The organism is Streptomyces sp. NPDC046335 (genome assembly GCF_055587985.1).
Genome location: NZ_JBVJFF010000016.1, coordinates 50,731 through 75,052 on the forward strand (window position 1 = coordinate 50,731; position 24,322 = coordinate 75,052).

At 70.3% G+C, this 24,322-nt stretch carries 20 protein-coding genes and 1 pseudogene; 14 read left to right on the forward strand and 7 right to left on the reverse strand.

What is annotated here, in order from left to right:
• Positions 1 to 69: 69 nt before the first annotated feature.
• Positions 70 to 216, reverse strand: a pseudogene (locus ACZ6JY_RS33500) (CorA family divalent cation transporter); the annotation flags it as partial.
• 67 nt (positions 217 to 283) lie between these two features.
• Here ACZ6JY_RS33500 and ACZ6JY_RS33505 point away from each other — a divergent pair.
• The gene (locus ACZ6JY_RS33505) at positions 284 to 1,756 is read left to right on the forward strand and encodes a winged helix DNA-binding domain-containing protein (RefSeq protein ID WP_469202025.1); all 1,473 of its coding nucleotides are present in this window, start codon (positions 284 to 286) and stop codon (positions 1,754 to 1,756) included.
• A gap of 177 nt (positions 1,757 to 1,933) precedes the next feature.
• Here ACZ6JY_RS33505 and ACZ6JY_RS33510 read toward each other — a convergent pair whose 3' ends face one another.
• A complete protein-coding gene (locus ACZ6JY_RS33510; protein ID WP_469202027.1) occupies positions 1,934 to 2,776 on the reverse strand; it encodes a response regulator transcription factor in 843 nt (280 codons plus the stop codon).
• 154 nt (positions 2,777 to 2,930) lie between these two features.
• Here ACZ6JY_RS33510 and ACZ6JY_RS33515 point away from each other — a divergent pair, with 154 nt between their 5' ends.
• Both ACZ6JY_RS33515 and ACZ6JY_RS33520 read left to right on the forward strand, forming a co-directional pair.
• Positions 2,931 to 4,703, forward strand: a complete 1,773-nt coding sequence (locus ACZ6JY_RS33515; RefSeq protein ID WP_469202029.1) for an AMP-binding protein — start codon at positions 2,931 to 2,933, stop codon at positions 4,701 to 4,703.
• 125 nt (positions 4,704 to 4,828) lie between these two features.
• Positions 4,829 to 6,379 carry an AMP-binding protein gene (locus ACZ6JY_RS33520; protein ID WP_469202328.1) on the forward strand — a complete coding sequence of 517 codons (1,551 nt, stop codon included), beginning with the start codon at positions 4,829 to 4,831 and terminating at the stop codon, positions 6,377 to 6,379.
• Here ACZ6JY_RS33520 and ACZ6JY_RS33525 read toward each other — a convergent pair.
• Complete coding sequence (locus tag ACZ6JY_RS33525; RefSeq protein ID WP_469202031.1) at positions 6,369 to 6,953, reverse strand: GNAT family N-acetyltransferase; 585 nt, start codon at positions 6,951 to 6,953, stop codon at positions 6,369 to 6,371. The two genes, ACZ6JY_RS33520 and ACZ6JY_RS33525, sit on opposite strands and share 11 nt — an antisense overlap.
• A gap of 133 nt (positions 6,954 to 7,086) precedes the next feature.
• Complete coding sequence (locus tag ACZ6JY_RS33530) at positions 7,087 to 7,575, reverse strand: hypothetical protein (protein WP_469202033.1); 489 nt, start codon at positions 7,573 to 7,575, stop codon at positions 7,087 to 7,089.
• Between the two features lie 771 nt (positions 7,576 to 8,346).
• Here ACZ6JY_RS33530 and gcl point away from each other — a divergent pair.
• Positions 8,347 to 10,134 carry a glyoxylate carboligase gene (gcl, locus tag ACZ6JY_RS33535; RefSeq protein ID WP_469202330.1) on the forward strand — a complete coding sequence of 596 codons (1,788 nt, stop codon included), beginning with the start codon at positions 8,347 to 8,349 and terminating at the stop codon, positions 10,132 to 10,134.
• 96 nt (positions 10,135 to 10,230) lie between these two features.
• The gene (locus tag ACZ6JY_RS33540) at positions 10,231 to 11,487 is read left to right on the forward strand and encodes a Shedu anti-phage system protein SduA domain-containing protein (RefSeq protein ID WP_469202035.1); all 1,257 of its coding nucleotides are present in this window, start codon (positions 10,231 to 10,233) and stop codon (positions 11,485 to 11,487) included.
• 355 nt (positions 11,488 to 11,842) lie between these two features.
• On the opposite strand, the gene ACZ6JY_RS33545 is transcribed toward ACZ6JY_RS33540, so the two are convergent.
• From ACZ6JY_RS33545 to ACZ6JY_RS33555, 3 genes are all read right to left on the reverse strand, one after another.
• On the reverse strand, positions 11,843 to 13,300 hold the full coding sequence (locus ACZ6JY_RS33545) for a catalase (RefSeq protein ID WP_469202037.1): 1,458 nt from the start codon (positions 13,298 to 13,300) through the stop codon (positions 11,843 to 11,845).
• Between the two features lie 231 nt (positions 13,301 to 13,531).
• Entirely contained in the window at positions 13,532 to 14,425 is an 894-nt protein-coding gene (locus ACZ6JY_RS33550; protein ID WP_469202039.1) for a 2-hydroxy-3-oxopropionate reductase, read from the reverse strand.
• Between the two features lie 53 nt (positions 14,426 to 14,478).
• On the reverse strand, positions 14,479 to 15,318 hold the full coding sequence (locus ACZ6JY_RS33555; protein WP_469202041.1) for a TIM barrel protein: 840 nt from the start codon (positions 15,316 to 15,318) through the stop codon (positions 14,479 to 14,481).
• Positions 15,319 to 15,443: 125 nt separating this feature from the next.
• Between ACZ6JY_RS33555 and ACZ6JY_RS33560 the strand changes: the two genes are divergently transcribed.
• The 9 genes from ACZ6JY_RS33560 (at position 15,444) to ACZ6JY_RS33600 (ending at position 24,318) form a co-directional block, all read left to right on the forward strand.
• A complete protein-coding gene (locus tag ACZ6JY_RS33560) occupies positions 15,444 to 15,722 on the forward strand; it encodes a YkoF family thiamine-binding protein (protein ID WP_469202043.1) in 279 nt (92 codons plus the stop codon).
• Positions 15,719 to 16,096 (forward strand): helix-turn-helix domain-containing protein, encoded by a 378-nt coding sequence (locus tag ACZ6JY_RS33565; RefSeq protein WP_447040924.1) that lies wholly within the window; start codon positions 15,719 to 15,721, stop codon positions 16,094 to 16,096. The genes ACZ6JY_RS33560 and ACZ6JY_RS33565 overlap by 4 nt, the downstream gene beginning before the upstream one ends.
• A 168-nt stretch (positions 16,097 to 16,264) precedes the next feature.
• On the forward strand, positions 16,265 to 16,777 hold the full coding sequence (gene uraD / locus ACZ6JY_RS33570) for a 2-oxo-4-hydroxy-4-carboxy-5-ureidoimidazoline decarboxylase (RefSeq protein ID WP_469202045.1): 513 nt from the start codon (positions 16,265 to 16,267) through the stop codon (positions 16,775 to 16,777).
• Positions 16,774 to 17,181: a hydroxyisourate hydrolase gene (gene uraH, locus ACZ6JY_RS33575; RefSeq protein ID WP_469202047.1), complete on the forward strand. Its 408-nt coding sequence runs from the start codon at positions 16,774 to 16,776 to the stop codon at positions 17,179 to 17,181. The genes uraD and uraH overlap by 4 nt, the downstream gene beginning before the upstream one ends.
• 5 nt (positions 17,182 to 17,186) lie before the next feature.
• Positions 17,187 to 18,119 carry a factor-independent urate hydroxylase gene (gene pucL / locus ACZ6JY_RS33580; RefSeq protein ID WP_447040929.1) on the forward strand — a complete coding sequence of 311 codons (933 nt, stop codon included), beginning with the start codon at positions 17,187 to 17,189 and terminating at the stop codon, positions 18,117 to 18,119.
• A gap of 64 nt (positions 18,120 to 18,183) precedes the next feature.
• Positions 18,184 to 19,614, forward strand: a complete 1,431-nt coding sequence (locus ACZ6JY_RS33585; RefSeq protein WP_469202049.1) for a nucleobase:cation symporter-2 family protein — start codon at positions 18,184 to 18,186, stop codon at positions 19,612 to 19,614.
• Between the two features lie 49 nt (positions 19,615 to 19,663).
• Entirely contained in the window at positions 19,664 to 21,064 is a 1,401-nt protein-coding gene (locus ACZ6JY_RS33590) for an 8-oxoguanine deaminase (RefSeq protein WP_469202051.1), read from the forward strand.
• Positions 21,065 to 21,419: 355 nt separating this feature from the next.
• Complete coding sequence (locus ACZ6JY_RS33595) at positions 21,420 to 22,787, forward strand: nucleobase:cation symporter-2 family protein (RefSeq protein ID WP_469202332.1); 1,368 nt, start codon at positions 21,420 to 21,422, stop codon at positions 22,785 to 22,787.
• A gap of 136 nt (positions 22,788 to 22,923) precedes the next feature.
• Positions 22,924 to 24,318, forward strand: coding sequence for a nucleobase:cation symporter-2 family protein (locus ACZ6JY_RS33600; RefSeq protein ID WP_469202053.1), 1,395 nt, complete (start codon positions 22,924 to 22,926; stop codon positions 24,316 to 24,318).
• Positions 24,319 to 24,322: the final 4 nt, after the last annotated feature.

Here is a 24,322-nt window from a genome sequence, read left to right on the forward strand (position 1 = left end):
GGACGAGATCCGGGCCGCTGCTTTCGCATGTCCGGTGCCGGACTCCGCCGAGCCGACGCGGCAGCGCCGCTACAGCCAGTCCCGCTTCTTGAAGCTGAAGTACAGGCTCACGCAGACCGCGGCCATCAGCAGGATCGCGAACGGATACCCGAACGCCCAGTTCAGTTCCGGGGTCGCGTCGAAGTTCATGCCGTGGATCGCGCCGGCCAAGGTGGGCCCGACGCGGCCGCGGTGATTCGTATCGCGGACCGTTTCTGTCCGCAAGGCTGGCTAGCCTGGCGCCATGCCGAAGACGACCGGAAGCCGGGTGAGCCGTCCGAGCGGCGGCGCCCCCGTACTGGACGACCGCGCGCTCAACCGCGCCACGCTCGAACGACAGCTTCTCCTGCGCCGTTCCCGCGACCTCTCCGTCAAGGACGCCGTCACCCACCTTCTCGGCCTCCAGGCGCAGAACGTCAAGCCGCCCTATTACGCTCTCGCCGCGCGCCTGGAGGACTTCGACCCGGCCGAGCTGTCGGCGCTCCTGGAGGCGCGTGAGCTGGTCCGCATGGTCACGATGCGCTCCACCATCCATCTGCACACCGCCGAGGACGCGCTGACGCTGCGGCCGTTCGTGCAGGGCGCGCTGGAGCGGGAGCTGAGCGCGTTCCGGCACGGCCTCACCGGCGTCGACCTCCCGGAGCTCGCGGAGGTCGCGCGTGCGGCCGTCGAAGCGGAGCCCCGCACGATGAAGCAACTGCGGGAGGTGCTGCTCGTACGGTGGCCCGACGCCGACCCGCAGTCCCTCGCGGTCGCCGCGCGGTGCCTGCTGCCGCTGGTGCAGGTGACTCCGCGGGGGCTCTGGCGGCGAAGCGGGCAGGTGGCTCTGACCACGGTCGAGCAGTGGCTGGGGGGCGAGGCGAAGCTGCCGGGGGCCGAGCAGAGGCTGCCGGGTGCCGAGGCGAAGCTGCCGGGTGCCCAGGGGCTGGCGGGCGCCGAGGGGCCGCTGAGCGCGGGGGCGGTCCCGCCAGGGGCTCGGGGGGCGTTGAGCGCCGGCTCGAAGCCGCCGGGTGCGGGGGCACCGCTGAGCGCCGGCTCGAAGCCGCCGGGTGCTGGGCCACGGCCTGGCGTCGGCGCGGAGCCGCCGGGTGCCCGGGCGGCGTCGAGCGCCGACGCGGAGCCGCCGGGTGCCCGGGAGTTGCTCATCGCCGGGGCGACGCCGCCGGGTGCGGCGTTGCCTCTGCCCGAGGCCATCGTCCTGCGTTACCTCGCGGCCTTCGGGCCCGCCTCCGTCAAGGACATGCAGACCTGGGCGCGGCTCACCCGGATGCGGGAGGTCTTCGAGCGGCTGCGCCCCCGCCTGCGTACCTTCCGCGACGCGAACGGCGTGGAGCTCTTCGACCTGCCGGACGCGCCACGCCCGCCCGCGGACACGCCGGCCCCACCCCGCTTCCTCCCGGAGTTCGACAATCTCCTCCTCTCCCACGCGGACCGCGCCCGCGTGATCCCTCCGGAGTACAAGGGACACACCTGGAAGGGGAACATCGCGTACTGCGCCTTCCTCCTGGACGGCTTCCTCGCGGGGGTGTGGCGGCTGGAGGAGGCCCCGAAGGGCGGGGACGCCGTGCTGACGATCGAGCCGTTCGGGAAGCTGAGCCGGGCCGAGCGGAACTCCTTGACGGGCGAGGCCGAGCGGATGCTGTCGCGGATCGCCGAGAAGCCGGCGTCGACGTCGCCCTCGTACGACATCCGCTTCGGCGCAGTCATCGACGCCTGACGGATCGCCTGACGGGTAGCCCGGCCCCGCCCGGAACGCCGTTGCCGTCGCCGCGACGCCTGGCCGCGAGGAGCCGCTGCCTTGGCCCGGCGCCCTGCCGGGGCAGCGGCCCGAGCCAACAACCCCGCGGGGGCAGCAGCAGCTCTGCAAAGCCGGCGCCCCCAGGCCCCGGCCCCCCTAAGGCAACAGCCCTGCCCGCCGAGCCGCCACCACCGCTTCGAGCCGCGTATGCGTGCCCAGTTTTCGCATGGCCGAGCGCAGGTAGCCCTTGACCGTCTCTGGCCGGAGGCCGAGCCGTTCCGCCGCTGTGGCGTTCGTGACGCCCGCGGCCACGCAGGCCAGGACGTCCACCTCCCGGGGCGCCAGCCGTACCGGACGGGAACGCTCGCCACCACCGTTCGGCACCGCCGTCGCCGACTCCAGGCGGCCGCACACCGCCAGCAGCTCCGCCCGCAGCGCCGGGTCCACGATCCGCGGGGCCAGGCCACGCAGCGCGCCGTGCGCCTCGCGGACCTGCTCCCAGGCCCCGGGGCCCGCCACCGGCTCCCGCGCGGCCGCGAGCAGCGACCGCACCTCGTCGCGGACGACCAGCGCCTGCTCCACGTCCCGCGCCGCCGCCACCGCCGCCGACAGGGTCCGGTCACCGAGCGGCTGAGCGGTACGCAACGCCCCGTACAGAACGCCCCGCACCCGCCGCCGCACCACCACCGGCACCGCGAGCACCGACCGCAGGCCCTCGGCCTCGACCGCCGCGTCGTACTCGTGGCTGATGTGCCGGGATTCGCTGTAGTCGGTGACGGCGCACGGCCGGGACAGGGCGACCACCTTGCCGCCGAGACCGGTGCCCGAGGAGACCGCGAGCCCGCACAGCGCACGCGTCCCCGTGCCGCTCAGCTCCCCGATCCGCACATGCCGCTGCCCTTCGAGCAGTCCGCCGAAGGCCACCGGAATGCCCGTGGCGCGGCGCAGCCGCAGCAGAGCGGTCCGTATCTCCACCGTCTCGCCGCCGTCAGCCGCCACGCGCCCGCCCTTTCACCTCGCGACACCCCCGTTCGGGGGTGGTGGGACCGCATCTCGAATTACACGATGTCCCACAGCGTCCGGCAATGAGTACGGCAGAGCCGCCACAGCAAAAGCACAGCAGTACGAGCCACGGAATCGAGCAGGGGTGCGCATGACGACGACCGGGACCAGCGCCACGGAGCAGTTCCGTACCGCAAGGGACTTCCTGCTGCGGCACCGAGAGGACTACGCCGCCGCCTACGAGGGCTTCGCCTGGCCGCGGCCCGAGCGTTTCAACTGGGCGCTCGACTGGTTCGACGCCATCGCGGACGGCAACGAGAAGACCGCCCTGCACATCGTCGAGGAGGACGGCACGGAGGTCCGCCACTCCTTCGCACACCTGTCCAGCCGCTCGAACCAGGCCGCCAACTGGCTGCGCGAGCGGGGCGTACGGGCCGGCGACCGCATCCTGGTGATGCTCGGCAACCAGTCCGAGCTGTGGGAGATCGCCCTCGCCGCGATGAAGCTGCGCGCCGTCGTCATCCCGGCGACCCCGCTGCTCGGCCCCGTCGACCTCCGCGACCGCATCGACCGCGGCCGGGCCCGCCACGTCGTCGTACGCCCCGAGGACACGGAGAAGTTCGACGACGTGCCCGGCGACTACACACGCATCGTGGTCGGCACCGCGGGCCGACGCCCCCCGTACGACCAGGGAACGAGCGCCGGCACCACCCCCGGCACAGGTATCAGCCCCGGCTGGACCCCCTACGAAGGCGTAGCCGACGCCCCCGCCGCCTTCGAACCCGACGGCATCACCCGAGCCGACGACCCGCTGATGCTCTACTTCACCTCCGGCACCACCGCCCGCCCGAAGCTCGTCGAGCACACCCACGTGTCCTACCCCGTGGGCCACCTGGCGACGATGTACTGGATCGGCCTGAAGCCCGGCGACGTCCACCTCAACATCTCCTCGCCCGGCTGGGCCAAGCACGCCTGGTCGAACCTGTTCGCCCCGTGGAACGCCGAGGCCACGGTCTTCATCCACAACTACTCCCGCTTCGACGCGGGACGGCTCATGGCGGAGATGGACCGCGCGGGAGTCACCTCGTTCTGCGCGCCGCCCACCGTGTGGCGCATGCTGATCCAGGCCGACCTGACCCAGCTCCGCACCCCGCCGCGCGAGGTCGTCGCCGCGGGTGAGCCGCTGAACCCCGAGGTCATCGAGCAGGTGCGGCGCGACTGGGGCGTCACCATCCGCGACGGCTTCGGGCAGACCGAGACCGCCGTACAGGTCGCCAACTCGCCCGGCCAGCCGCTGGAGCCGGGCTCCATGGGCCGCCCGACGCCCGGCTACACCGTCGTACTCCTCGACCCGGTGACGGGAGAGCCGGTGGCTGACGGGCCCGACGCCGCCGAGGGTGAGATCGCCGAGGGTGAGATCTCCCTCGACCTCGGCAAGGACCCCGTCGGCCTGATGGCCGGCTACCACGGCGACCCCGAGCGCACCGCCGAGGCCATGGCGGGCGGCTACTACCGTACGGGCGACATCGGTTCGCGCGACGCCGAGGGCTACATCACCTACGTGGGCCGGTCCGACGACGTCTTCAAGGCCTCCGACTACAAGATCTCCCCGTTCGAACTGGAAAGCGCCCTCCTGGAACACGAGGCGGTGGCGGAGGCGGCCGTCGTACCCGCACCGGACCCCGTGCGCCTCGCCGTCCCCAAGGCGTACGTCGTGCTCGCCGAGGGTTTCGCGCCCGGCCCCGACACCGCGAAGCTGCTCTTCGAGCACTCCCGGGCGACGCTCGCCCCGTACAAGCGGCTGCGGCGGCTGGAGTTCGGGGCGTTGCCCAAGACCGTGTCCGGCAAGATCCGCCGTATCGAGCTGCGCGAGGCGACCGCCGCGGGCTCGGACGCCGAGTACCGCGAGGAGGACTTCCGGTGAGCACCCTCCCGTACGCCGACGAAGACGGCGGGGGCCCGTCCTCGTACGCCAGTGGCACCCCCTCCACGTCGACTCCGCTCTCGTATGCCCATGGCACCAGCGGCACCCCGCTCCTCGGTGACACCATCGGGCGCAATCTCGACCGGGCCATCGCCTCCTGGCCCGACCGCGACGCCCTCGTGGACGTGCCGGCGGGTGCCCGCTGGACGTACGCCGAGTTCGGTGAAGCCGTCGCGCGGCTCGCGCGTGGCTTCCTCGGGTCCGGGGTCGCCAAGGGGGACCGGGTCGGGATCTGGGCGGTGAACTGTGCCGAGTGGGTGCTCGTGCAGTACGCCACCGCGCGCATCGGCGCGATCATGGTGAACATCAACCCGGCGTACCGGGCCCACGAGCTGGAGTTCGTGCTCAACCAGTCGGGGGTCTCCGTCCTGGTCGCCTCGCAGGCGCACAAGAGCAGCGACTACCGCGCGCTCGTCGACGAGGTGCGGCCCCGCTGCCCCGAGCTGCGCGCCGTCCACTACATCGGGGACCGTTCGTGGGACGAGCTCCTGGGCGCCGCCGACTCGGTCGGTGCGGAGCAACTCACCGCGCGTGAGCGGGAGTTGAGTTGCGACGACCCCGTCAACATCCAGTACACCTCGGGGACCACCGGCTTCCCCAAAGGGGCCACCCTCTCCCACCACAACATCCTGAACAACGGCTACTGGGTGGGCCGCACCGTCGGCTACACCGAGCAGGACCGCGTCTGTCTGCCCGTGCCCTTCTACCACTGTTTCGGCATGGTGATGGGGAACCTCGGCATCACCTCCCACGGCGCGTGCATCGTCATCCCCGCCCCGTCCTTCGACCCCGTGGCCACGCTGCACGCCGTCGAGCGGGAGCGGTGCACCTCGCTGTACGGCGTGCCGACCATGTTCATCGCGGAGCTGAACCTCGCCGACTTCGCGACGTACGACCTGAGTTCACTGCGCACCGGCATCATGGCGGGCTCGCCCTGCCCCGTCGAGGTGATGAAACGGGTGGTCGCCGAGATGCACATGGCGGAGGTCTCCATCTGCTACGGGATGACCGAGACGTCGCCCGTCTCCACCCAGACGCGCCGCGACGACGACCTGGAGCGCCGCACGGGCACGGTCGGCCGGGTCCTGCCGCACATCGAGGTGAAGGTCGTCGACCCGGCGACCGGTGTCACCCTGCCGCGCGGCGCCTCCGGCGAGCTGTGCACCCGCGGGTACAGCGTCATGCTCGGCTACTGGGGCGAACCGGCACGCACCGCCGAGGTCATCGACGCAGGCCGCTGGATGCACACCGGTGACCTCGCGGTCATGCGCGAGGACGGGTACGTCCAGATCGTCGGCCGCATCAAGGACATGATCATCAAGGGTGGCGAGAACGTGTACCCGCGCGAGATCGAGGAGTTCCTGTACGGCCACCCGAAGATCGCCGACGTCCAGGTGGTGGGCGTCCCCAACGAACGGTACGGGGAGGTGCCCCTCGCCTGCGTGATCCTGCGCGAGCCCGGCGGCACGCTGACCCTGGAGGAGCTCCAGGACCACTGCCGGGGGCAGTTGGCCCACTACAAGATCCCGGCGGCGCTGCGCATCCTGGAGTCCTTCCCCATGACGGTCTCGGGGAAGGTGCGCAAGGTCGAGCTCAGGGAGCGGTTCAGCGAGTGACTCCGTCCGGTTGTGTAGTGAGGTCCGTCGTCAGTTCCTCTGTGAGGTCGCGGCGCATGCAGAGGCGGGGCCACCGGTCGAGGCCGAGCTCCGCCTCGTGCGCGCGGATGGCGCGGAGCGCCGGGGTGAGTTCCGCTTCCGCGAGCGGACGGAAGCCGATGCGGGCGTAGTACGGGGCGTTCCAGGGGACGTCGGTGAACGTGGTGAGGGTGAGCGCGGTCCTGCCCTGCGCGCGGGCCAGGGCCGCCACGTGCTCGATCAGGGCACGGCCGACGCCGCGGCGGGCGGCACGGGGGTGCACGGAGACCTGCTCGATGTGTTCACCTCGGCTGTCCAGCGCCTCGCTGATGACGTACGCGATGGGGGCCCCGCCCATGCCGTCGTCACCGTCCACGGCCACCCAGGCCCGACCCGCCGCGCGGTACCGCTCCAACTCCTCGACCGTCGGCGGCTCGTCGTCCGCGATGGCCGCCATGCCGATGGCGCGGAACGGTTCGCCCGCGGCGCGCTCGATGTCCTGGAGCGAGGGGAGGTCGGAGGTGGTGGCGGGGCGGATGCGGCTGCGGGTCGGCATGGGGTGAGTATGCATGGGCCGAGTTGTGTACGGGTTGAGTGTGTACGGGTGGTGCGTACGGGACGGGTATGCGGGGCCCGGCCATCTCGTGCCGGCACGGGCAGTGCGGCGGCCTCGTCGGTCGGCCGCGAGTTCACGCGCCCGTGGCCACCAGCTCGTCCGCCGCGCTGTTGACCGGCTGCGGGGTTCCCGTGAGGTCCAGCGTGAACAGCGGCACCCCTAGGGTGTCCGCGCGGGCGCGGGCGGGGTCCGTATATCCGGCGAGGGAGAAGAAGGCGCAGGCGGGCGGCGTCTCGGAGGGGCCTGTCATGGCCGTGAGCCACAGGCATTCGATGTCGCGCGGGGTGGTGCGCCGCAGGGCCGGATCCACCTGGGCCAGCATGCCGCGCGCGGTGATGCGCACCGCCGAGGGCCGGGCGCGGGGGGTGCTGCGGGTGTCGGAGTAGCCGAGCCAGCGCAGGTACAGCGCGCTCACGGCGACCGCGTCGCGGGCGTCCCGGACGGGCACGGGCCGGAAGGCGGGGCGGGGGCGCGGGGCGGTGCGGGGGAGCGGGATATGGGCGGGGGCGACGGGAGGCACGCCTTCGGGAGGCGTCTCGGCGGCCTCGCCGACAGACCCCACGCCGGCCTCACCGGCACCCGGCGGCAACTCTCCCCCGGGAGCGCTGGGGTGCCCCGAAGATTCCGCCGGCGGTTCTCCCCCGGGAGCGCCGGGGCGTCCGGGAGTACCCGCCGCTGACTCTCCTGCGGGAGCGCTGGGGCGCCCCGGTGCGCTGGAGTGCCCCGGGGCTCTCAGGGCCGGGACCACCGGTACGCGGAGGACGCGTCCGCAGTCGCAGTCCAGTTCCGGCTGGGGCCACTGTCCCTGGCGGCCGCAGGCCCAGCAGCGGACCGTGATCCATTCGTCCGCCCAGGTCCGGTCGGTGACCGGCGTCAGCGGTGCCCCGCGGGCCACCGGCGGTGAAACGGGCGCTCCGCAGGCGCAGGGGAGGGACGGCGGCTCGTACAAGTGCTCGCGCCGGCAGCCCGGGCACCGCACCGGGACGCCACCTGCCGTCATCGTCTCCACCGCCCGCGTCCGTACCGCCCGCCGTACGCCATACGACGTCCCTCCATCCTCCACCCGGCGGGCCCCGCGCGAGGCGAGTTGCGCAAAGCCGGGGTGCCGTATCCCATGCCGCCCGCGGCCGTGTCCCGCACCGCAATCCGTGGCCGTATCCCCGGCCGTCTCTTGACGGTCTTCGCCGCACCCCCTTACATTGCTTCCATATAGCAGAACATTCTTTCCATGATGCGGAAACAGAAGCTCACCGCGGGGCGCGACGGGAGCCGGATCCGCCAGCCGTATCCGGCAGCAGAAAAGCTGTCGAAGCTGTCGAAGCAGGAGAATCCCATGGCTCGTATGACCGCTGTCCGCGCGGCAGTTGAGATCCTCAAGCGTGAGGGCGTCGTCAACGCGTTCGGTGTCCCCGGCGCTGCGATCAACCCCTTCTACAAGGCGCTCAAGGAGGGCGGTGGCATCGACCACACCCTCGCCCGCCACGTCGAGGGCGCCTCGCACATGGCCGAGGGGTACACCCGCGCCAACCCCGGCAACATCGGCGTCTGCATCGGTACGTCGGGCCCGGCCGGCACCGACATGATCACCGGCCTGTACTCCGCGATCGGCGACTCGATCCCGATCCTGTGCATCACGGGCCAGGCGCCGACGCACCTGCTCCACAAGGAGGACTTCCAGGCCGTCGACATCGCGACGATCGCCAAGCCGGTGACCAAGATGGCCGTCACCGTCCTGGAGGCCGCGCAGGTCCCCGGCGTCTTCCAGCAGGCGTTCCACCTGATGCGCTCGGGCCGTCCCGGACCCGTCCTCATCGACCTGCCGATCGACGTCCAGCAGACCGAGATCGACTTCGACCCCGAGACGTACGAGCCGCTGCCGGTCTACAAGCCGGCCGCCTCCCGTGCCCAGATCGAGAAGGCGATCGGCTTCCTCCTGGAGTCCGAGCGGCCGCTGATCGTCGCGGGCGGCGGCATCATCAACGCCGACGCCTCCGACCTGCTGGTCGAGTTCGCCGAGCTCACCAACACCCCCGTCGTGCCGACCCTGATGGGCTGGGGCACCATCCCCGACGACCACGACCTGAACGCGGGCATGGTCGGCCAGCAGACCGGCCACCGCTACGGCAACGCCACGTTCCTGGAGTCGGACTTCGTCCTCGGCATCGGCAACCGCTGGGCCAACCGTCACACCGGCTACAAGCTGGACGTGTACACGCAGGGCCGCAAGTTCGTGCACGTCGACATCGAGCCGACACAGATCGGCAAGATCTTCGCCCCGGACTACGGGATCGCCTCCGACGCGAAGGCCGCCCTTGAGCTGTTCGTCGAGGTGGCGAAGGAGCTGAAGGCCGCGGGCAAGCTGCCCGACCGCTCCGAGTGGGTCGCCTCGCACCTGAGGCGCAAGGAGACCCTCCAGCGCCGCACGCACTTCGACAACGTGCCGATGAAGCCGCAGCGCGTGTACGAGGAGATGAACAAGGCCTTCGGCCCCGAGACGCGGTACGTCACCACGATCGGCCTCTCGCAGATCGCCGGCGCCCAGATGCTGCACGTCTACAAGCCGCGGCACTGGATCAACTGCGGCCAGGCGGGCCCGCTCGGCTGGACCATCCCGGCCGCGCTCGGCGTCGCGAAGGCCGACCCGGAGACCCCGGTCGTCGCGCTCTCCGGTGACTACGACTTCCAGTTCATGATCGAGGAGCTGGCAGTCGGGGCGCAGCACCGCATCCCGTACGTGCACGTCCTCGTGAACAACGCCTATCTGGGCCTGATCCGCCAGGCGCAGATCGGCCTGGACATCAACTTCCAGGTCAACCTGGAGTTTGAGAACCAGAACAGCCCGGAACTCGGTGTGTACGGCGTCGACCACGTCAAGGTCGCCGAGGGCCTTGGCTGCAAGGCGATCCGTGTCACCGACCCGGCCGACCTCGCCGACGCCTTCGAGCAGGCGAAGAAGCTGGCGGTGGAGCACCGGGTGCCGGTGGTCGTCGAGGCGATCCTGGAGCGGATCACGAACATCTCCATGAGCCCGACGGCGGACATCAGCGCGGTCAAGGAGTTCGAGGAGATCGCCACGGAGCCGGCGCACGCGCCTACGGCGATCCGCCCGCTGAAGGTCTGACACCCGCCGAAGCCAGGGGCGGTCCACCCGAGGGGGGTGGACCGCCCCTTCCGCGTACGCGGGGCGTTGTCAGTGCCGGGCGGCACACTGCTCGCCATGGAACCGAGAGCGGACGTGACGCTGGAGCGACAGGTGGAAGCCGCCGCTGGAGTCGCGTCGGACGCGGATGTGCGGTACTGCCTGGCGGCCGTGGCGGGCCATCTGCGAGGCGGGGGCAGGAAGATCCGGGGCGGCAAGAAGCTCCTGCACCTGCTTTCCGAGGCGCGGGCCAAGGCTGCCTCGGTCGGCGAGTGGCACGTCGTCCGCCTCGTGCAGGACGCCGTGGACTACGCCGAGGGGCGCATCCTGAAACCGGAGCTGGACGACCGGCTGCGGCTGTTCAGGGACGGCAGGCGGCGGGTGAGCAGCGCAGAGCCCTTCGGCAGGGTCGTGGCGGCGGGCTATGCCGGCGCGGCCGACGCGGGCGAGGAGTTCCTCGGCACGCACCCGGAAGCCGCCGCGCCGGAGCTCATCAGCCACCTTCGGTCCCTCGCGGGCGACGCGCGGTTCCTGAACGCGCCCCCCGACAGGCCGGGGCGCTACGTCATTCCACGCGGCACGGCGGAGACCGCCCTCTGGCTGGAGCGCATCCTGTGCGACAGCCGTATCGACGTCGAGGACCCCACGGAAGCGGCCCGGCAGATCGTCACCTCACCGGAGGCACTGAAGCTCCTCGCGGCTGACGACCAGGGGCAACTGCTGCTCCAGGCGGCGGAGTTGCAGCGGCGCGCGGCGGGCCTGGAGGCGCTGCGCAAGGTCGTCGAGGATCCCGGCGCATCCGAAGGCGATCTGCAGTGCGCTCTCCAGGGCCAGCCCTGGATCTTCGGGGGCCGCTATGTCGGCGAAGCCGTACGGCGCCGTCTCGTGCCCGGCGACGAGCTCGACATCCCCCTGCTCCGCGGCGATGGTGCCCTGCACGTCGTGGAGCTGAAGCGCGCGATGAGCCTTCAGGGCGCGCTGGTCAAGAAGCACCGTGGCGCCTGGGTACCCACCTCCCACGTGCACGACGCCGTGGCGCAGGCCGTCAACTACCTCGTGGGCCTGGACGAGAACCGTGGCCGCATCCGCGAGGAGCTCGGCATCGAGACGCGCAGGGCGAGTGCGCTGGTGCTGATAGGCCACCCCGCGCTCCAACCCGACGTGCCGGAGGAGCAGATCAGTGAGGCGCTGCGGACATTCAACTCGCACGTCACCCGCGTCGAGGTCCTCACCTACAAGGAGCTGATCGACAACGCCCACCGTTCGCTCGCCGGCCCCGCACACGCGGAAGAGCGCCGGGTACGGGACCGTCCGTACCCGGCGCTCAGGCCGTGAGAAACGTGGAGTTGATACCGCCCGACCGCGCGCGACTGGCGGAACATGCATGCGCGCTGCCGGGCGGAGTTCATGGGGCCTGGCCTCCGGGCCGGCGGAGAGCCCCGGGGTGAGCGGGGGAACCGCTCGACGCCCAGGGGCGAGGGACCGCGGCGGATGCGACGGGCCGTGGGATCCCCTCTCTCAGGTCGAGAGGGAAGCCGCGGACCCTTCACCACCGCACTGGCTCGCAGAGCCGCCGCGGACCGGCCTGCCCGACCGCGTCACGTACCACCCCTCATCCGGGTTCGTGACGCGGGTCGGGCTCAACACCGGGGGCCGACCTCCCGTCGGCCCCCGGTGAAGCTCAAGCGCCTCAGTCCTCGCGCAGGGCGCGGACGGCCTCCTCGACGCGCTTGCCGTAGTCGGCGTCGGCGGCGTGGAAGTGGGCGAGGTTCTTCTCGATGACGTCGTCGCGGGAGACCTGCGAGAGACCGCCGGCGATGTTCGCCACCAGGCGTGACTTCTCGTCCTCCGAGAACAGCCGGTACAGCTCACCGGCCTGGAAGAAGTCGTCGTCCTTGGTGTGGGCCGGGGCCTCGTGCGTGCCCGTGTGGCCGTTGACGGCGAGCGGGGCGGAGAGGGCCTGGCCGGTCTCGACGGGACCGTCGTACGAGTTGGGCTCGTAGTTCTTGCGGTCACGGCCGTAGGCGTTGGACGCCATCAGACCGTCACGGCCGTAGTTGTCGGCCTTCGTCGCCTTGGGGGCGTTCACCGCGAGCAGGGTGTGGTTGACGCCCAGGCGGTAGCGGTGCGCGTCCGCGTAGGCGAACAGGCGGCCCTGGAGCATCTTGTCGGGGGACGGACCGATGCCGGGCACGAAGTTGTTCGGGGAGAAGGCGGCCTGCTCCACCTCCGCGAACACGTTGTCCGGGTTGCGGTCGAGGACCAGACGGCCCACGCGCTGGAGCGGGTAGTCCTTGTGCGGCCACACCTTGGTGAGGTCGAACGGGTTGAAGCGGTACTCGGCCGCCTCCGCCGCAGGCATGATCTGCACGTGCAGCGTCCAGGACGGGTTCACGCCCCGCTCGATCGCCTGGAGGAGATCGGTCTGGTGGCTGTTGGCGTCCTTGCCCGCGAGCTCGGCGCCCTGCTCGGCGGAGAGGCAGCGGATGCCCTGGTTCGTCTTGAAGTGGTACTTGACGAAGAAGGCCTCGCCCTGCGCGTTCGTCCACTGGTAGGTGTGCGAGCCGTAGCCGTTCATGTGACGGTACGAGGCGGGGATGCCGCGGTCACCCATCAGCCAGGTCACCTGGTGCGTGGCCTCGGGGGAGTGTGCCCAGAAGTCCCAGACGTTGTCCGGCTCCTGCTTGCCCGTGAAGGGGTCGCGCTTCTGGGAGTGGATGAAGTCGGGGAACTTGATCGGGTCCTTGATGAAGAACACCGGGGTGTTGTTGCCGACGAGGTCGTAGTTGCCCTCTTCGGTGTAGAACTTCACCGCGAAGCCGCGCGGGTCACGGACCGCGTCCGCGCCGCCGAGGCTGTCCGCCACGGTGGAGAAGCGGGTGAAGATCTCGGTGCGCTTGCCGATCTCGCCGAGGAAGTCGGCGTGGGTGAAGCCGGTGACGTCGTCGGTCACCTCGAAGTAGCCGTACGCGCCGGAGCCGCGGGCGTGCACGACACGCTCCGGGATGCGCTCACGGTTGAAGCGGGCGAGCTTCTCCAGGAGGTGCTGGTCCTGGAGCAGGATCGGGCCACCAATGCCGGCGGTGGCGGAGTTCTGGTTGTCGGCGACGGGGGCGCCGGACTCGGTCGTGAGCACACGCTTCGACATGGTGGCGAGGTTGACCTTCCATACGGAACTGCTTCGACTGGTGACGGTGTTCGGGAGCGTATGGAGCCCTGAGCAGCTACGTCAACAGTTTGTTGAAGTTTTTGGTGGGTGTTGCACGAGCCGCACCCAAGAGCGGTGTGGCGGCAGTAAGGGTTCCGGGCCGCGGCGGCGCCTGGGCGCGACAGGACAGGTGTCAGCGCCGCCACGGCCCGGAAGATCAGGGGAGCTCCGTTACTGGAGCTCGGCGCCCGAGAGGCGCTCGACGGAGCGCAGCAGGGCGGAGTGGTCGAGGCCGCCGTCGCCCTGGGCGCGCAGCGAGGCGACGAGCTGGGCGACGACACCGCCGACCGGCAGCGCGGCACCCACGTTGCGGGCGGCGTCGGTGACGATGCCCATGTCCTTGTGGTGCAGGTCGATCCGGAAGCCGGGCTTGAAGTCCCGGTTCAGGAAGTTGTCCTTCTTGCGGGTCAGGACGGTCGAGCCCGCGAGGCCGCCGTTCAGCACGTCGAGCGCGGCCTTCAGGTCGACGCCGGACTTCTCCAGGAAGACCACGGCCTCGGCGCACGCCTGGATGTTGACGGCGACGATGAGCTGGTTGGCGGCCTTGACGGTCTGGCCCGAGCCGTGCGGACCGCACAGCACGATGGTCTTGCCGAGGGCTTCGAGGAGCGGCTTGGCCTCGTCGAAGTCGGCCTGGTCGCCGCCGACCATGATGGAGAGCACGGCCTCGATGGCGCCCGCCTCGCCGCCGGAGACCGGGGCGTCAAGGACGCGCAGGCCCTTCTCCTTCGCGGCCTTGGCCAGGTCCACGGAGGTCTGCGGGGTGATCGACGACATGTCGACGATCAGCGCGCCGGACCTGGCGTTCTCCAGGATGCCGTCAGGACCGTACGCGATGGCCTCGACCTGCGGGGAGGCGGGCACCATCGTGACGATGACGTCGGCGTCCCCGACGGCCTCGGCGATGGACTTCGCCGCCGTACCACCGGCGGCGGCGAGCCGGTCCAGCTTGTCCTGCTCCAGGGTGTAACCGGTGACGGAGTAACCCGCCTTGATCAGGTTCTCGGACATGGGGGAGCCCATGATGCCGAGGCCGATCCACGCGATCTTGGGAAGGTTGCTCATGAGGGTGCCTCTCCTGCTGCTCTCAAGCTTGTCGTACGTCGATGAGTGGGCGCTCAGCGCGCGGCGCGGGCCCCGGTGGGCAGCCAGTCGAAGGCCTCGGCGCTCGGGCGGTCGCCGGCCTTGTACTCCAGGCCGACCCACCCCTCGTATCCAGCGGCGTGCAGCTGGTCGAGCAGGGCTTCCAGCGGCAGCGACCCGGTGCCGGGCGCCCCGCGGCCGGGGTTGTCCGCGATCTGCACGTGCCCGGTCTTGGCGGCGTACCGCTCGATGACCGAGGGCAGGTCCTCGCCGTTCATGGACAGGTGGTACAGGTCCATGAGGAACTTCGCGTTGCCGAGCCCGCTCGCCGCGTTCACCTTGTCCACGATCTCGATCGCCTTGGGGGCGCTCACGATCGGGCACTTGGGTGACTCGGGCGCGTTGAGCGCCTCGATCAGCAGGATCGCGCCGACGCGGTCGGCCTCTCGGGCGGCGAGCACCAGGTTCTCCAGGGCGAGTTCGTCCTGGACGGCCGGGTCCACTCCGTCGACTCGGTTGCCGTACAGCGCGTTGAGCGCCGTGCAGCCGAGGGACTTCGCGAAGTCGGCGGCCACCGCGAGGTTGGCGCGGAATTTCTCGCTCTCCTCGCCGGGTACGGACAGGGCGCCGCGGTCGGGCCCCGGCAACTGGCCTGCGTAGAAGTTCAGGCCCACCAACTGGACGCCCGCGTCCTCGATCGCCTGCTTGAGGGCGTCGAGCTCGGACTGTTCGGGGGTGGGGGCGTCGACCCAGGGCCACCACAGCTCGACCGCGCCGAAGCCGGCCTTCGCGGCGGCCGCGGGGCGCTCCAGGAGCGGGAGCTCGGTGAAGAGGATCGACAGGTTCACATTGAAGCGCTGGTCGGAGTATCCCATGGGGCTTCCGCGCTCCTTCCGTATTGCGGAAGTTCATTTCTGCTTGATGGAAGAGTGCCTGCCGTCCACGGAAGCTGTCAAGAGGGCCCTGCCGAAAATTCGGGCGACGGCAGTAGGTTGGCGGCGTGCGATTGAGAGTGGAGTTCACGACCGAACCGTTCGACCTCGACGAGGCCCCGCCGCATGCCCTGGTGGCCCGCGAGGTGATCCAGGGGGCCCCACTGGACACCGTCGACGTGGGCCCGTTCGGCAACACCGCCGAGGGCGGCGTCGACGCGGTCCTGACCGCCGTCGACGCGATGCTGCGCCAGACCCTGGGGGCGGGCGCCACCCGCGTCTCGCTCCAGGTCAACGTGATCGGTGAACCGGGGGAGCCGCGCGAGCCGGGGGAGGCGGATAAGTGACCGTTTTTGGGGACGATCCCTTCGTCACCGCGGTGAAGCCGCTGGTGGACGCCATGGGCGGCACGATGATGCCGCCGGACCAGGCGGGGGCCGACGACGTGGTCCTGGCCTGGGAGGGCGAGGACGTGGTGGCGGTGAAGCTGCCGCAGCTCGCCGACTCCCTGGACCACATCCTGCTCGCCCTGGAGCGCAAGCGGGGCCGGCCCCTCGCGGAACTCGACCGGAAGGCGAAGCAGGAGGTCGTGCGGATACTGGAAGCGCGCGGCGCGTTCGCCGTGCGGCACGGCGTCGAGACGGTCGCGGGCGCGCTCGGCGTCTCCCGCTTCACCGTCTACAACTACCTGAACAGGGAGAGCGCCGCGAAGGGCGAATGATCCACGTCCGTCCCCGGGCCGCGCGGTCACGCTGCGCGGCCGAGCCGTCACCCGTTCAGCCGGGTGGCGGCTTCTTTGTTCAAGTAATTTCAACAAACTGTTGACGCCGTGTTCTTCAAGGTCTTAGCTGTTCCGCAGCCCGTCCAGCACAAGGCCACGGAGGCTCCCGTGACTTCGAGTAAGACGCCGGGCATCGCCCGGTTCAATGCCTTGCCGGAGGCCGCGGCCACCGCCGCCCTCCATGAGGCCTGTGCCTCTTCGGCGTGGGGGAGCGGACTGCTCGCCCAGCGCCCCTACGACACCGTCGAAGCCCTCTTCGCCGCGAGCGACGCCGCCATGGCGGAGCTCACCGCGGACGATCTCGCCGAGGCGATGGCGGGGCATCCGCCGATCGGCCGCCCGAAGCCGGGAGACCCGACCTCGTCCCGTGAACAGCGGGGCATGGCCGGCGCCTCCGAGGAGCTCAAGGCCGAGATGCTCGAACTGAACCTGGCCTACCAGGAGAAGTTCGGTCACGTCTTCCTGATCTGCGCCACCGGCCGCACCGGTGAGCAGATGCGGGACGCGGTCAAGGAACGGATCGGCAGCTCGCCCGAGCAGGAGCGGGAAATCGTCCGCGCCGAACTGGGCAAGATCAACCGCATCCGCCTGACCCGCCTCCTGGAAGAGGAATCAGCATGAGCACGGAAACCACCGCCTCGGTGTCCACGCACATCCTGGACACCAGCGTCGGACGCCCCGCCGGGGGCGTCGCCATCTCCCTGTCGGCCCGCAGCGGCTCCGGCGAGAAGTGGCAGGAGCTCGGCGGCAGCGCGACCGACGCGGACGGACGCTGCAAGGACCTGCCGGCGCTGCCGGAGGGCACCACCCACGTACACCTCGACTTCGAGACCGAGGCGTACTTCCTGAAGTCGAAGAACCAGCAAGCCGAGGCGCAGCAGGACGCCCCCGCGAATCGGGACAGCGGTACGACCGGAGCGTTCTTCCCGGAGGTGGCGATCACGTTCGCCGTCACGCCGGGCGAGCACTACCACGTACCGCTGCTGCTCAACCCGTTCGGCTACTCCGTTTACCGAGGGAGCTAGCAGACATGCCCACCATTCTGGGACAGAACCAGTACGGCAAGGCTGAGAACCGGGTCGTAAAGATCACGCGGGACGGCGACACCCACCACATCAAGGACCTGAACGTCTCCGTCGCCCTCTCCGGCGACCTGGACGACGTCCACTACAACGGCTCGAATGCCAACTGCCTGCCGACGGACACGACGAAGAACACCTGCTTCGCGTTCGCCAAGGAGTACGGCATCGACTCCGCCGAGCAGTACGGCATCCACCTCGCCCGGCACTTCGTGGACAGCCAGCCCTCGATCCACCGCGCGCGGATCCGGATCGAGGAGTACTCCTGGGCCCGCATCGGCGGCTCCGACAGCAACGCCAAGTTCATCGGCGCCGACGAGGTCAACCACTCCTTCGTCCGCCAGGGCCAGGAGACGCGGCTCGCCCAGATCACCTACGACGGCGAGAAGTTCGAGGTCCTCTCGGGTCTGAAGGACCTGACCGTGATGAACAGCACCAACTCGGAGTTCTGGGGCTTCATCAAGGACAAGTACACGACCCTCAAGGAGGATTACGACCGCATCCTCGCCACCTCCCTGTCCACCTGGTGGCGGCACAACTGGACCAGCGACGAGCAGCGCATGCCGAGCTGGGAGCGGTCGTACGAGCAGGCCAAGAAGCACATCCTGCACGCCTTCGTGGAGACCTACTCGCTGTCGTTGCAGCAGACGCTCTACCAGATGGGCTCGCGGGTCATCAACAACCGCAGCGAGATCGACGAGATCCGCTTCTCCGCGCCCAACAAGCACCACTTCCGTCAGGACCTCTCGCCCTTCGGCCTCGACAACGAGGCCAAGGACGGAGCCGTCTACTACGCCGCCGACCGCCCCTACGGCCTCATCGAGGCCACCATCCTGCGGGACGGCGTCGAGCCGAAGATCCCGGTCGACATGACCAACCTCTGACGCGGGACGCGCGCCCCCGCCCCACCGCAGCGGGCGGGGGCGCGCCACACCGGAGGGAACAGCAATGGCACAGCCTGCATCGGGGCCGGCAGAAGGCCCGTGTTCCACCCCATCGGAGATGACAGCGGGAACGGAGCTGACGAAAGACGCGTCAGCGCTCGACTGTCACCCGGTGGACGAGAAGCTCCACCCCTCGCGGCTCGTCCCCGCCGCGCTCCAGCACATCGCCGCCATGTACGCGGGCGTGGTCACCCCTCCGCTGATCATCGGCCAGGCCTGCGGCCTGGACACCGTGGCGCAGACCCGGCTCATCGCCGCCGGACTGCTCATCGCCGGTCTCGCCACCATCCTTCAGACCCTCGGCGTCAAGGGCTTCGTCGGCAACCGCCTGCCGTTCGTGAACGCCGCCTCGTCGGCCGGCATCGCGCCCATCCTCGCCATCGCCGAGACCAACGCCAAGGGCGAGCAACTCCCCGCCATCTACGGCGCGGTGATGGTCGCCGGTGTCTTCTGCCTCGTCATAGGCCCCTTCTTCGGCAGGCTGCTGCGCTTCTTCCCGCCGCTGGTCACCGGGGTCGTCATCACCCTCATCGGCGTCACGCTGATGCCCGTGCCCGTGAAGTGGGCGCAGGGCGGCGACGACACCGACCCGACCTTCGGCGACATGAAGTACCTCGCGCTCGCCGCCTTCACGCTCGTCGTGATCCTGGTCTTCCAGCGCTTCGGCCGCGGCTTCCTCAAGCAAGTCGCCCTGCTCGCGGGCATGTTCATCGGCACGCTGGCCGCCATCCCCTTCGGCATGGCGGACTTCACCTCCGTACAGTCCGCGCCGCTGGCCGCGCTGCCCACGCCGTTCGCCTCCGGGGCGCCCACCTTCCAGCCCGCCGCGATCCTCTCGCTCTGCATCGTGATGCTGGTCCTGATGACCGAGTCCTCGGCCGGCATGCTCGCCCTCGGCGAGATCTGCGAGCGCAGGACCGACGGCAGGACCATCACCCGCGGGCTGCGCACCGACGGCATCGCCACCCTGGTCGGCCCCGTCTTCGGCGGCTTCCCGACCTCCGCCTTCGCGCAGAACGTCGGCGTGGTCTCGCTGACCCGCGTACGCAGCCGCTACGTCGTCGCCGTCGCCGGTGGCGCGCTCATCGTCCTAGGCGCCTTCCCGGTGCTCGGCGCGGTCGTCAACGTGGTCCCCATGCCGGTGCTCGGCGGCGCGGGCATCGTCCTCTTCGGCTCCATCGCGGTCAGCGGCATCCGTACGCTCTCCGAGGCGGGCCTCGACGACAGCTCCAACATCATCCTGGTGGCCGTGTCGCTCGGAGCGGGCATCATCCCGCTCGCCGCGCCCACCTTCTACGCGGAGTTCCCCGCCTGGGCGCAGACCGTCCTCGGCTCCGGCATCAGCGCCGGCGCACTGGTCGCCGTCTCGCTCAACCTGTTCTTCAACCACCTCGGCACCCGTGGCTCATCGGCCGCGGCACTCAAATCTTCCTAGGGTCATGCCGTGCCCGCATCGCAGCGCCACGAGTAGAAGAGGAAGCACCATGGCAGCATCGGCAACCCAGGAAGGCGCCGTCGAGCGCATCGTCATCGAGAACGCCGCCATCGCGACGGTCGACGCCAACGACACCGAGTACGCCTCGGGGTACGTGGTCGTCGCGGGCAACCGCATCGAGTCCATCGGCGCCGGAAAGGCCCCCGAGGGCCTTCAGGGCGTCGTACGCCGTGTGGACGCCACCGGCCACCTCGTCACCCCCGGCCTGGTCAACACCCACCACCACTTCTACCAGTGGATCACCCGGGGCCTGGCCACCGACCACAACCTGTTCAACTGGCTGACGGCGCTGTACCCGACGTGGGCGCGCATCGACGAGCAGATGACGTACGCCGCCGCGCAGGGCTCCCTCGGCATGATGGCCCGCGGTGGTGTCACCACCGCCATGGACCACCACTACGTCTTCCCGCACGGCTCCGGCGACCTCTCCGGGTCGATCATCCGCGCCGCCTCCGAGATGGGCGTCCGGTTCACCCTGGCCCGCGGCTCCATGGACCGCAGCGAGAAGGACGGCGGTCTGCCGCCGGACTTCGCCGTGGAGACCCTGGAGGGTGCGCTCGCCGCGACCGAGGAGACGGTCAAGCGGCACCACGACGCCTCCTTCGACGCGATGACGCAGGTGGCCGTGGCCCCCTGTTCGCCGTTCTCCGTCTCCACCGAACTCATGAAGCAGGGCGCCGAGTTGGCGCGCCGCCTGGGTGTACGGCTGCACACCCACGGCAGTGAGACGGTCGAGGAGGAGAAGTTCTGCCACGAGCTCTTCGGCATGGGCCCGACCGACTACTTCGAGTCGACCGGCTGGCTCGGTGACGACGTGTGGATGGCGCACTGCGTCCACATGAACGACTCCGACATCGCCGCCTTCGCCCGCACCGGTACGGGAGTGGCCCACTGCCCCTCGTCCAACGCGCGCCTGGCGGCCGGCATCGCCCGCGTCCCCGACATGCTGAGGGCGGGCGTCCCGGTCGGCCTCGGCGTCGACGGCACCGCCTCCAACGAGTCCGGCGAACTCCACACCGAGCTGCGCAACGCCCTGCTGATCAACCGCCTCGGCGCGCACAAGGAAGCCGCGCTCAACGCCCGCCAGGCCCTGCGCCTTGGCACCTACGGCGGCGCCCAAGTCCTCGGCCGGGCCACGCAGATCGGCTCCCTGGAGGCCGGCAAGCTCGCCGACCTCGTCCTCTGGAAGATCGACGGCATCGGGCACGCCTCGATCGCCGACCCGGTGACCGCCGTCGTCTTCGGCGCGGCGGCCCCGGTCACCCTCTCCCTCGTCAACGGCGAGCCGGTCGTCGAGAACGGCCGCCTGCTCCACGCCGACGAGGACGCCATCGCCCGCTCCACGCGGGACGAGGCGCAGCGACTGGCGCGCATCGCCGCCGGGAGCTGACACATGGAACTCCGGTCGGGGGGGACGGCCCCCGACCGGACTTGAGCAGCCGAGCGGGCTGCTCAAGTGCCGCCCCGGGAACGTGGCCCAACGCTTCACGTTCCCGGGGCGGTCAGCACTACCTGGGCGCATTCCCACAACCGAATACCGAGCGTTCCCCGCACCACGCACCACCTCCCAGAAGCGAAAAGTGCCGGTGTCCAGCCGGTACTGGAAAACAACCGGAGGAGCCACAGTGGCCACTCAGCCCAGGTTCACCAAGCAGGGCAACACCCCGGAGCCGTCCGACAGCGACGGCGAAGCCTCCATACCCCCATCCGTGCATCCGGTCGACGAGAAGCTCCCGGCCCTGAAGATGGCCACCACCGGCCTTCAGCACGTGGCCGCCATGTACGCGGGCGTCGTCGCACCGCCGCTCATCGTCGGCGCGGCCATCGGCCTCTCCGCGAAGGAACTCACCTTCCTGACCGGCGCCTGCCTCTTCACCGCGGGCCTCGCGACCTTCCTCCAGACCCTCGGCGTCTGGAAGATCGGCGCCCGGCTGCCCTTCGTCAACGGCGTGACGTTCGCCGGTGTCGCCCCCATGCTCGCCGTCGTCGACTCCACCAAGGACAAGGACGACGCGCTGCCGATCATCTTCGGCGCGGTGATCGTCGCCGGAGTCCTCGGCTTCATCGCCGCCCCGTTCTTCTCCAAGATGGTGCGGTTCTTCCCGCCGGTGGTCACCGGCACGGTCATCACGCTCATCGGCATCTCGCTGATGCCGGTCGCCTTCGGCTGGGCGCAGGGCCCCGTGCCGGGCGCCGACGACTACGGCTCGATGAAGAACCTCGGCCTCGCGGGCATCACCCTCGTCATCGTGCTGCTGCTGCGCCGCTTCACCACCGGCTTCGTCAAGCAGATCGCGGTCCTGCTCGGCCTGGTCATCGGCACGCTCGTGGCGATCCCGTTCGGCGTCACGGACTTCAGCCCGGTCGGCGACGCGGACATCGTCGGCTTCCCGACGCCCTTCCACTTCGGCGCCCCGCAGTTCGCGGCCGCCGCGATCGTCTCGCTCTGCGTCGTCATGGTCGTCTCGATGACGGAGTCCACGGCCGACATGCTCGCCCTCGGTGAGATCGTCGACCGTCCCGCCGACGAGAAGACGATCGCCGCGGGTCTGCGCGCCGACTGCCTCGGTTCGGCCGTCAGCCCGCTCTTCAACGGCTTCATGTGCAGCGCCTTCGCGCAGAACATCGGCCTGGTCGCGATGACCAAGATCCGCAGCCGGTACGTGGTGGCCGCCGGCGGCGGCTTCCTCGTCCTGATGGGCCTCTGCCCGATGGCCGCCTCGCTGATCGCGGTCGTGCCGCGTCCGGTGCTCGGCGGCGCGGGTGTGGTGCTCTTCGGCTCCGTCGCGGCGAGCGGCATCCAGACGCTGGTCAAGGCCAACCTGGAGAAGGACAACAACGTCCTGATCGTGGCCGTCTCGCTGGCCGTCGGCCTGATCCCGATCGCGGCGCCCGAGTTCTACCACGCGTTCCCGGAGACCGCGAAGATCATCCTCGACTCGGGCATCTCCACGGGCTGCGTGGCGGCCGTGCTCCTGAACCTGGTCTTCAACCACATCGGCAAGGGCCGCGAGGACGACGACGTCACGGCGCCGATGGAGGGCGGCGGGGCCATCGTCGAACAGCGCACGCACTCCTCACACACGGGGTCTTCCGCTGCCGGGGTGCACTGACGTAACGTCGTGGCGCCGTCGACCGCATGGCGGAAGTTACTTTCCAGTCGGTTACGTCGGCCCTGTTCCGCGTCTCTTTGAACTCCCACGGAACGGGGCCGGCTTCCGGTGTCACGCAACGGAAGAAGCGCCATCCATGAGTTCTGAAGCGAAGACCGCGGACGCGAGCGCCGCCGCCCCCGAGGTCCACCCGGTCGACGAGATCCTGCCCCCGGGCCGCATGCTCGTCGCCAGCCTCCAGCACGTCGCCTCCATGTACGCGGGCGCGGTCTCCGTCCCGCTCGTCGTGGCCGTCGCGGCGAAGATGTCACCGGGGGACACGGCCGTACTCATGGGCGGCAGCCTCCTGATGGCGGGCGTCGCGACCCTGCTCCAGACACTCGGCATCGGCAACTTCATCGGCTCACGGCTGCCCTTCGTCAACGGCGTCTCGTTCGCGGGCGTCGGCGTGATGCTGACGATCATCGCCACGCAGGGCGGCGTCGAGGCGGGTATGCCGATCGTCTTCGGCGCCATCATCGTCTCAAGTCTCTTCGGGCTGCTGGTCAGCTCGTACTTCTCACGGCTCGTCCGGTTCTTCCCGCCCGTCGTGACGGGCTCCGTCATCACCCTGATCGGCGTCTCGCTGATCCCCGTCGCCTACGACTGGATCGTCGACGACTCGGCGAGCGGCACCCCGGAGCCCAGGAGCATCGGCCTCGCGGGCGCCACGGTGCTGGTCATGCTGCTGCTCCAGCGGTTCACGCGCGGCTTCCTCAAGCAGATCAGCATGCTCTTCGCGATGATCTTCGGCACGCTGCTCGCCATCCCCATGGGGCTCGCCGACTTCTCGAAGCTGGACGGCGCCGCCGCGGTCGGCATCCCGTCCCCGCTGCACTTCGGCGCCCCGCAGTTCAACCTGCCCGCGATCATCTCGATGTGCGTCGTGATGCTGGTGATCCTCACCGAGTCGACCGCCGACATGATCGCCCTTGGCAAGATCGTCGACCGTGACGTCGACGAGAAGACCATCGCCCGCGGCCTGCGCGCCGACGCGCTCGGCTCCGCGCTCAGCCCCCTCTTCAACGCCTTCCACGCCAGCGCGTTCGCCCAGAACATCGGCCTGGTCGTGATCTCCAAGGTGCGCAGCCGCTTCGTCGTCGCGCTCAGCGGTGCCATCCTCGTCCTGATCGGCCTCAGCCCGGCCGCGGCGGCCCTGATCTCGGTCGTCCCGATGCCGGTCCTCGCCGCCGTCAGCCTCTTCCTCTTCGGCTCCATCGCCGTCAGCGGCATCCAGACGCTGCTCCAGGCGGACCTGCACCGCGGCGACAACGCCCTCATCGTCGTCGTCACCCTGGGCGCGGGCCTGGCCCCCGCCCTGTCCGACGGCTTCTACGACGCGTTCCCCGCCTGGGCCCAGATCGTCCTCGGCTCCGGCATCTCCACCGGCTGCCTGCTCGCCGTGGCGCTGAACCTCGTCTTCAACCACCTGGGTACGAAGGCGACTTCGGCCCCCGCGCCGACGGACGCCGAAGCGGCCGCCACGCACTGAGCCG

Excerpts from the sequence above, each read along its gene's own strand:
- ACZ6JY_RS33505 (WP_469202025.1), top strand. The coding sequence starts at position 284 with ATGCCGAAGACGACCGGAAGCCGGGTGAGCCGTCCGAGCGGCGGCGCC.
- ACZ6JY_RS33515 (WP_469202029.1), top strand. The coding sequence starts at position 2,931 with ATGACGACGACCGGGACCAGCGCCACGGAGCAGTTCCGTACCGCAAGG.
- ACZ6JY_RS33525 (WP_469202031.1), bottom strand. The coding sequence starts at position 6,953 with ATGCCGACCCGCAGCCGCATCCGCCCCGCCACCACCTCCGACCTCCCC.
- gcl (WP_469202330.1), top strand. The coding sequence starts at position 8,347 with ATGGCTCGTATGACCGCTGTCCGCGCGGCAGTTGAGATCCTCAAGCGT.
- ACZ6JY_RS33540 (WP_469202035.1), top strand. The coding sequence starts at position 10,231 with ATGGAACCGAGAGCGGACGTGACGCTGGAGCGACAGGTGGAAGCCGCC.
- ACZ6JY_RS33545 (WP_469202037.1), bottom strand. The coding sequence starts at position 13,300 with ATGTCGAAGCGTGTGCTCACGACCGAGTCCGGCGCCCCCGTCGCCGAC.
- ACZ6JY_RS33550 (WP_469202039.1), bottom strand. The coding sequence starts at position 14,425 with ATGAGCAACCTTCCCAAGATCGCGTGGATCGGCCTCGGCATCATGGGC.
- ACZ6JY_RS33555 (WP_469202041.1), bottom strand. The coding sequence starts at position 15,318 with ATGGGATACTCCGACCAGCGCTTCAATGTGAACCTGTCGATCCTCTTC.
- uraH (WP_469202047.1), top strand. The coding sequence starts at position 16,774 with ATGAGCACGGAAACCACCGCCTCGGTGTCCACGCACATCCTGGACACC.
- pucL (WP_447040929.1), top strand. The coding sequence starts at position 17,187 with ATGCCCACCATTCTGGGACAGAACCAGTACGGCAAGGCTGAGAACCGG.
- ACZ6JY_RS33585 (WP_469202049.1), top strand. The coding sequence starts at position 18,184 with ATGGCACAGCCTGCATCGGGGCCGGCAGAAGGCCCGTGTTCCACCCCA.
- ACZ6JY_RS33590 (WP_469202051.1), top strand. The coding sequence starts at position 19,664 with ATGGCAGCATCGGCAACCCAGGAAGGCGCCGTCGAGCGCATCGTCATC.
- ACZ6JY_RS33595 (WP_469202332.1), top strand. The coding sequence starts at position 21,420 with ATGGCCACCACCGGCCTTCAGCACGTGGCCGCCATGTACGCGGGCGTC.
- ACZ6JY_RS33600 (WP_469202053.1), top strand. The coding sequence starts at position 22,924 with ATGAGTTCTGAAGCGAAGACCGCGGACGCGAGCGCCGCCGCCCCCGAG.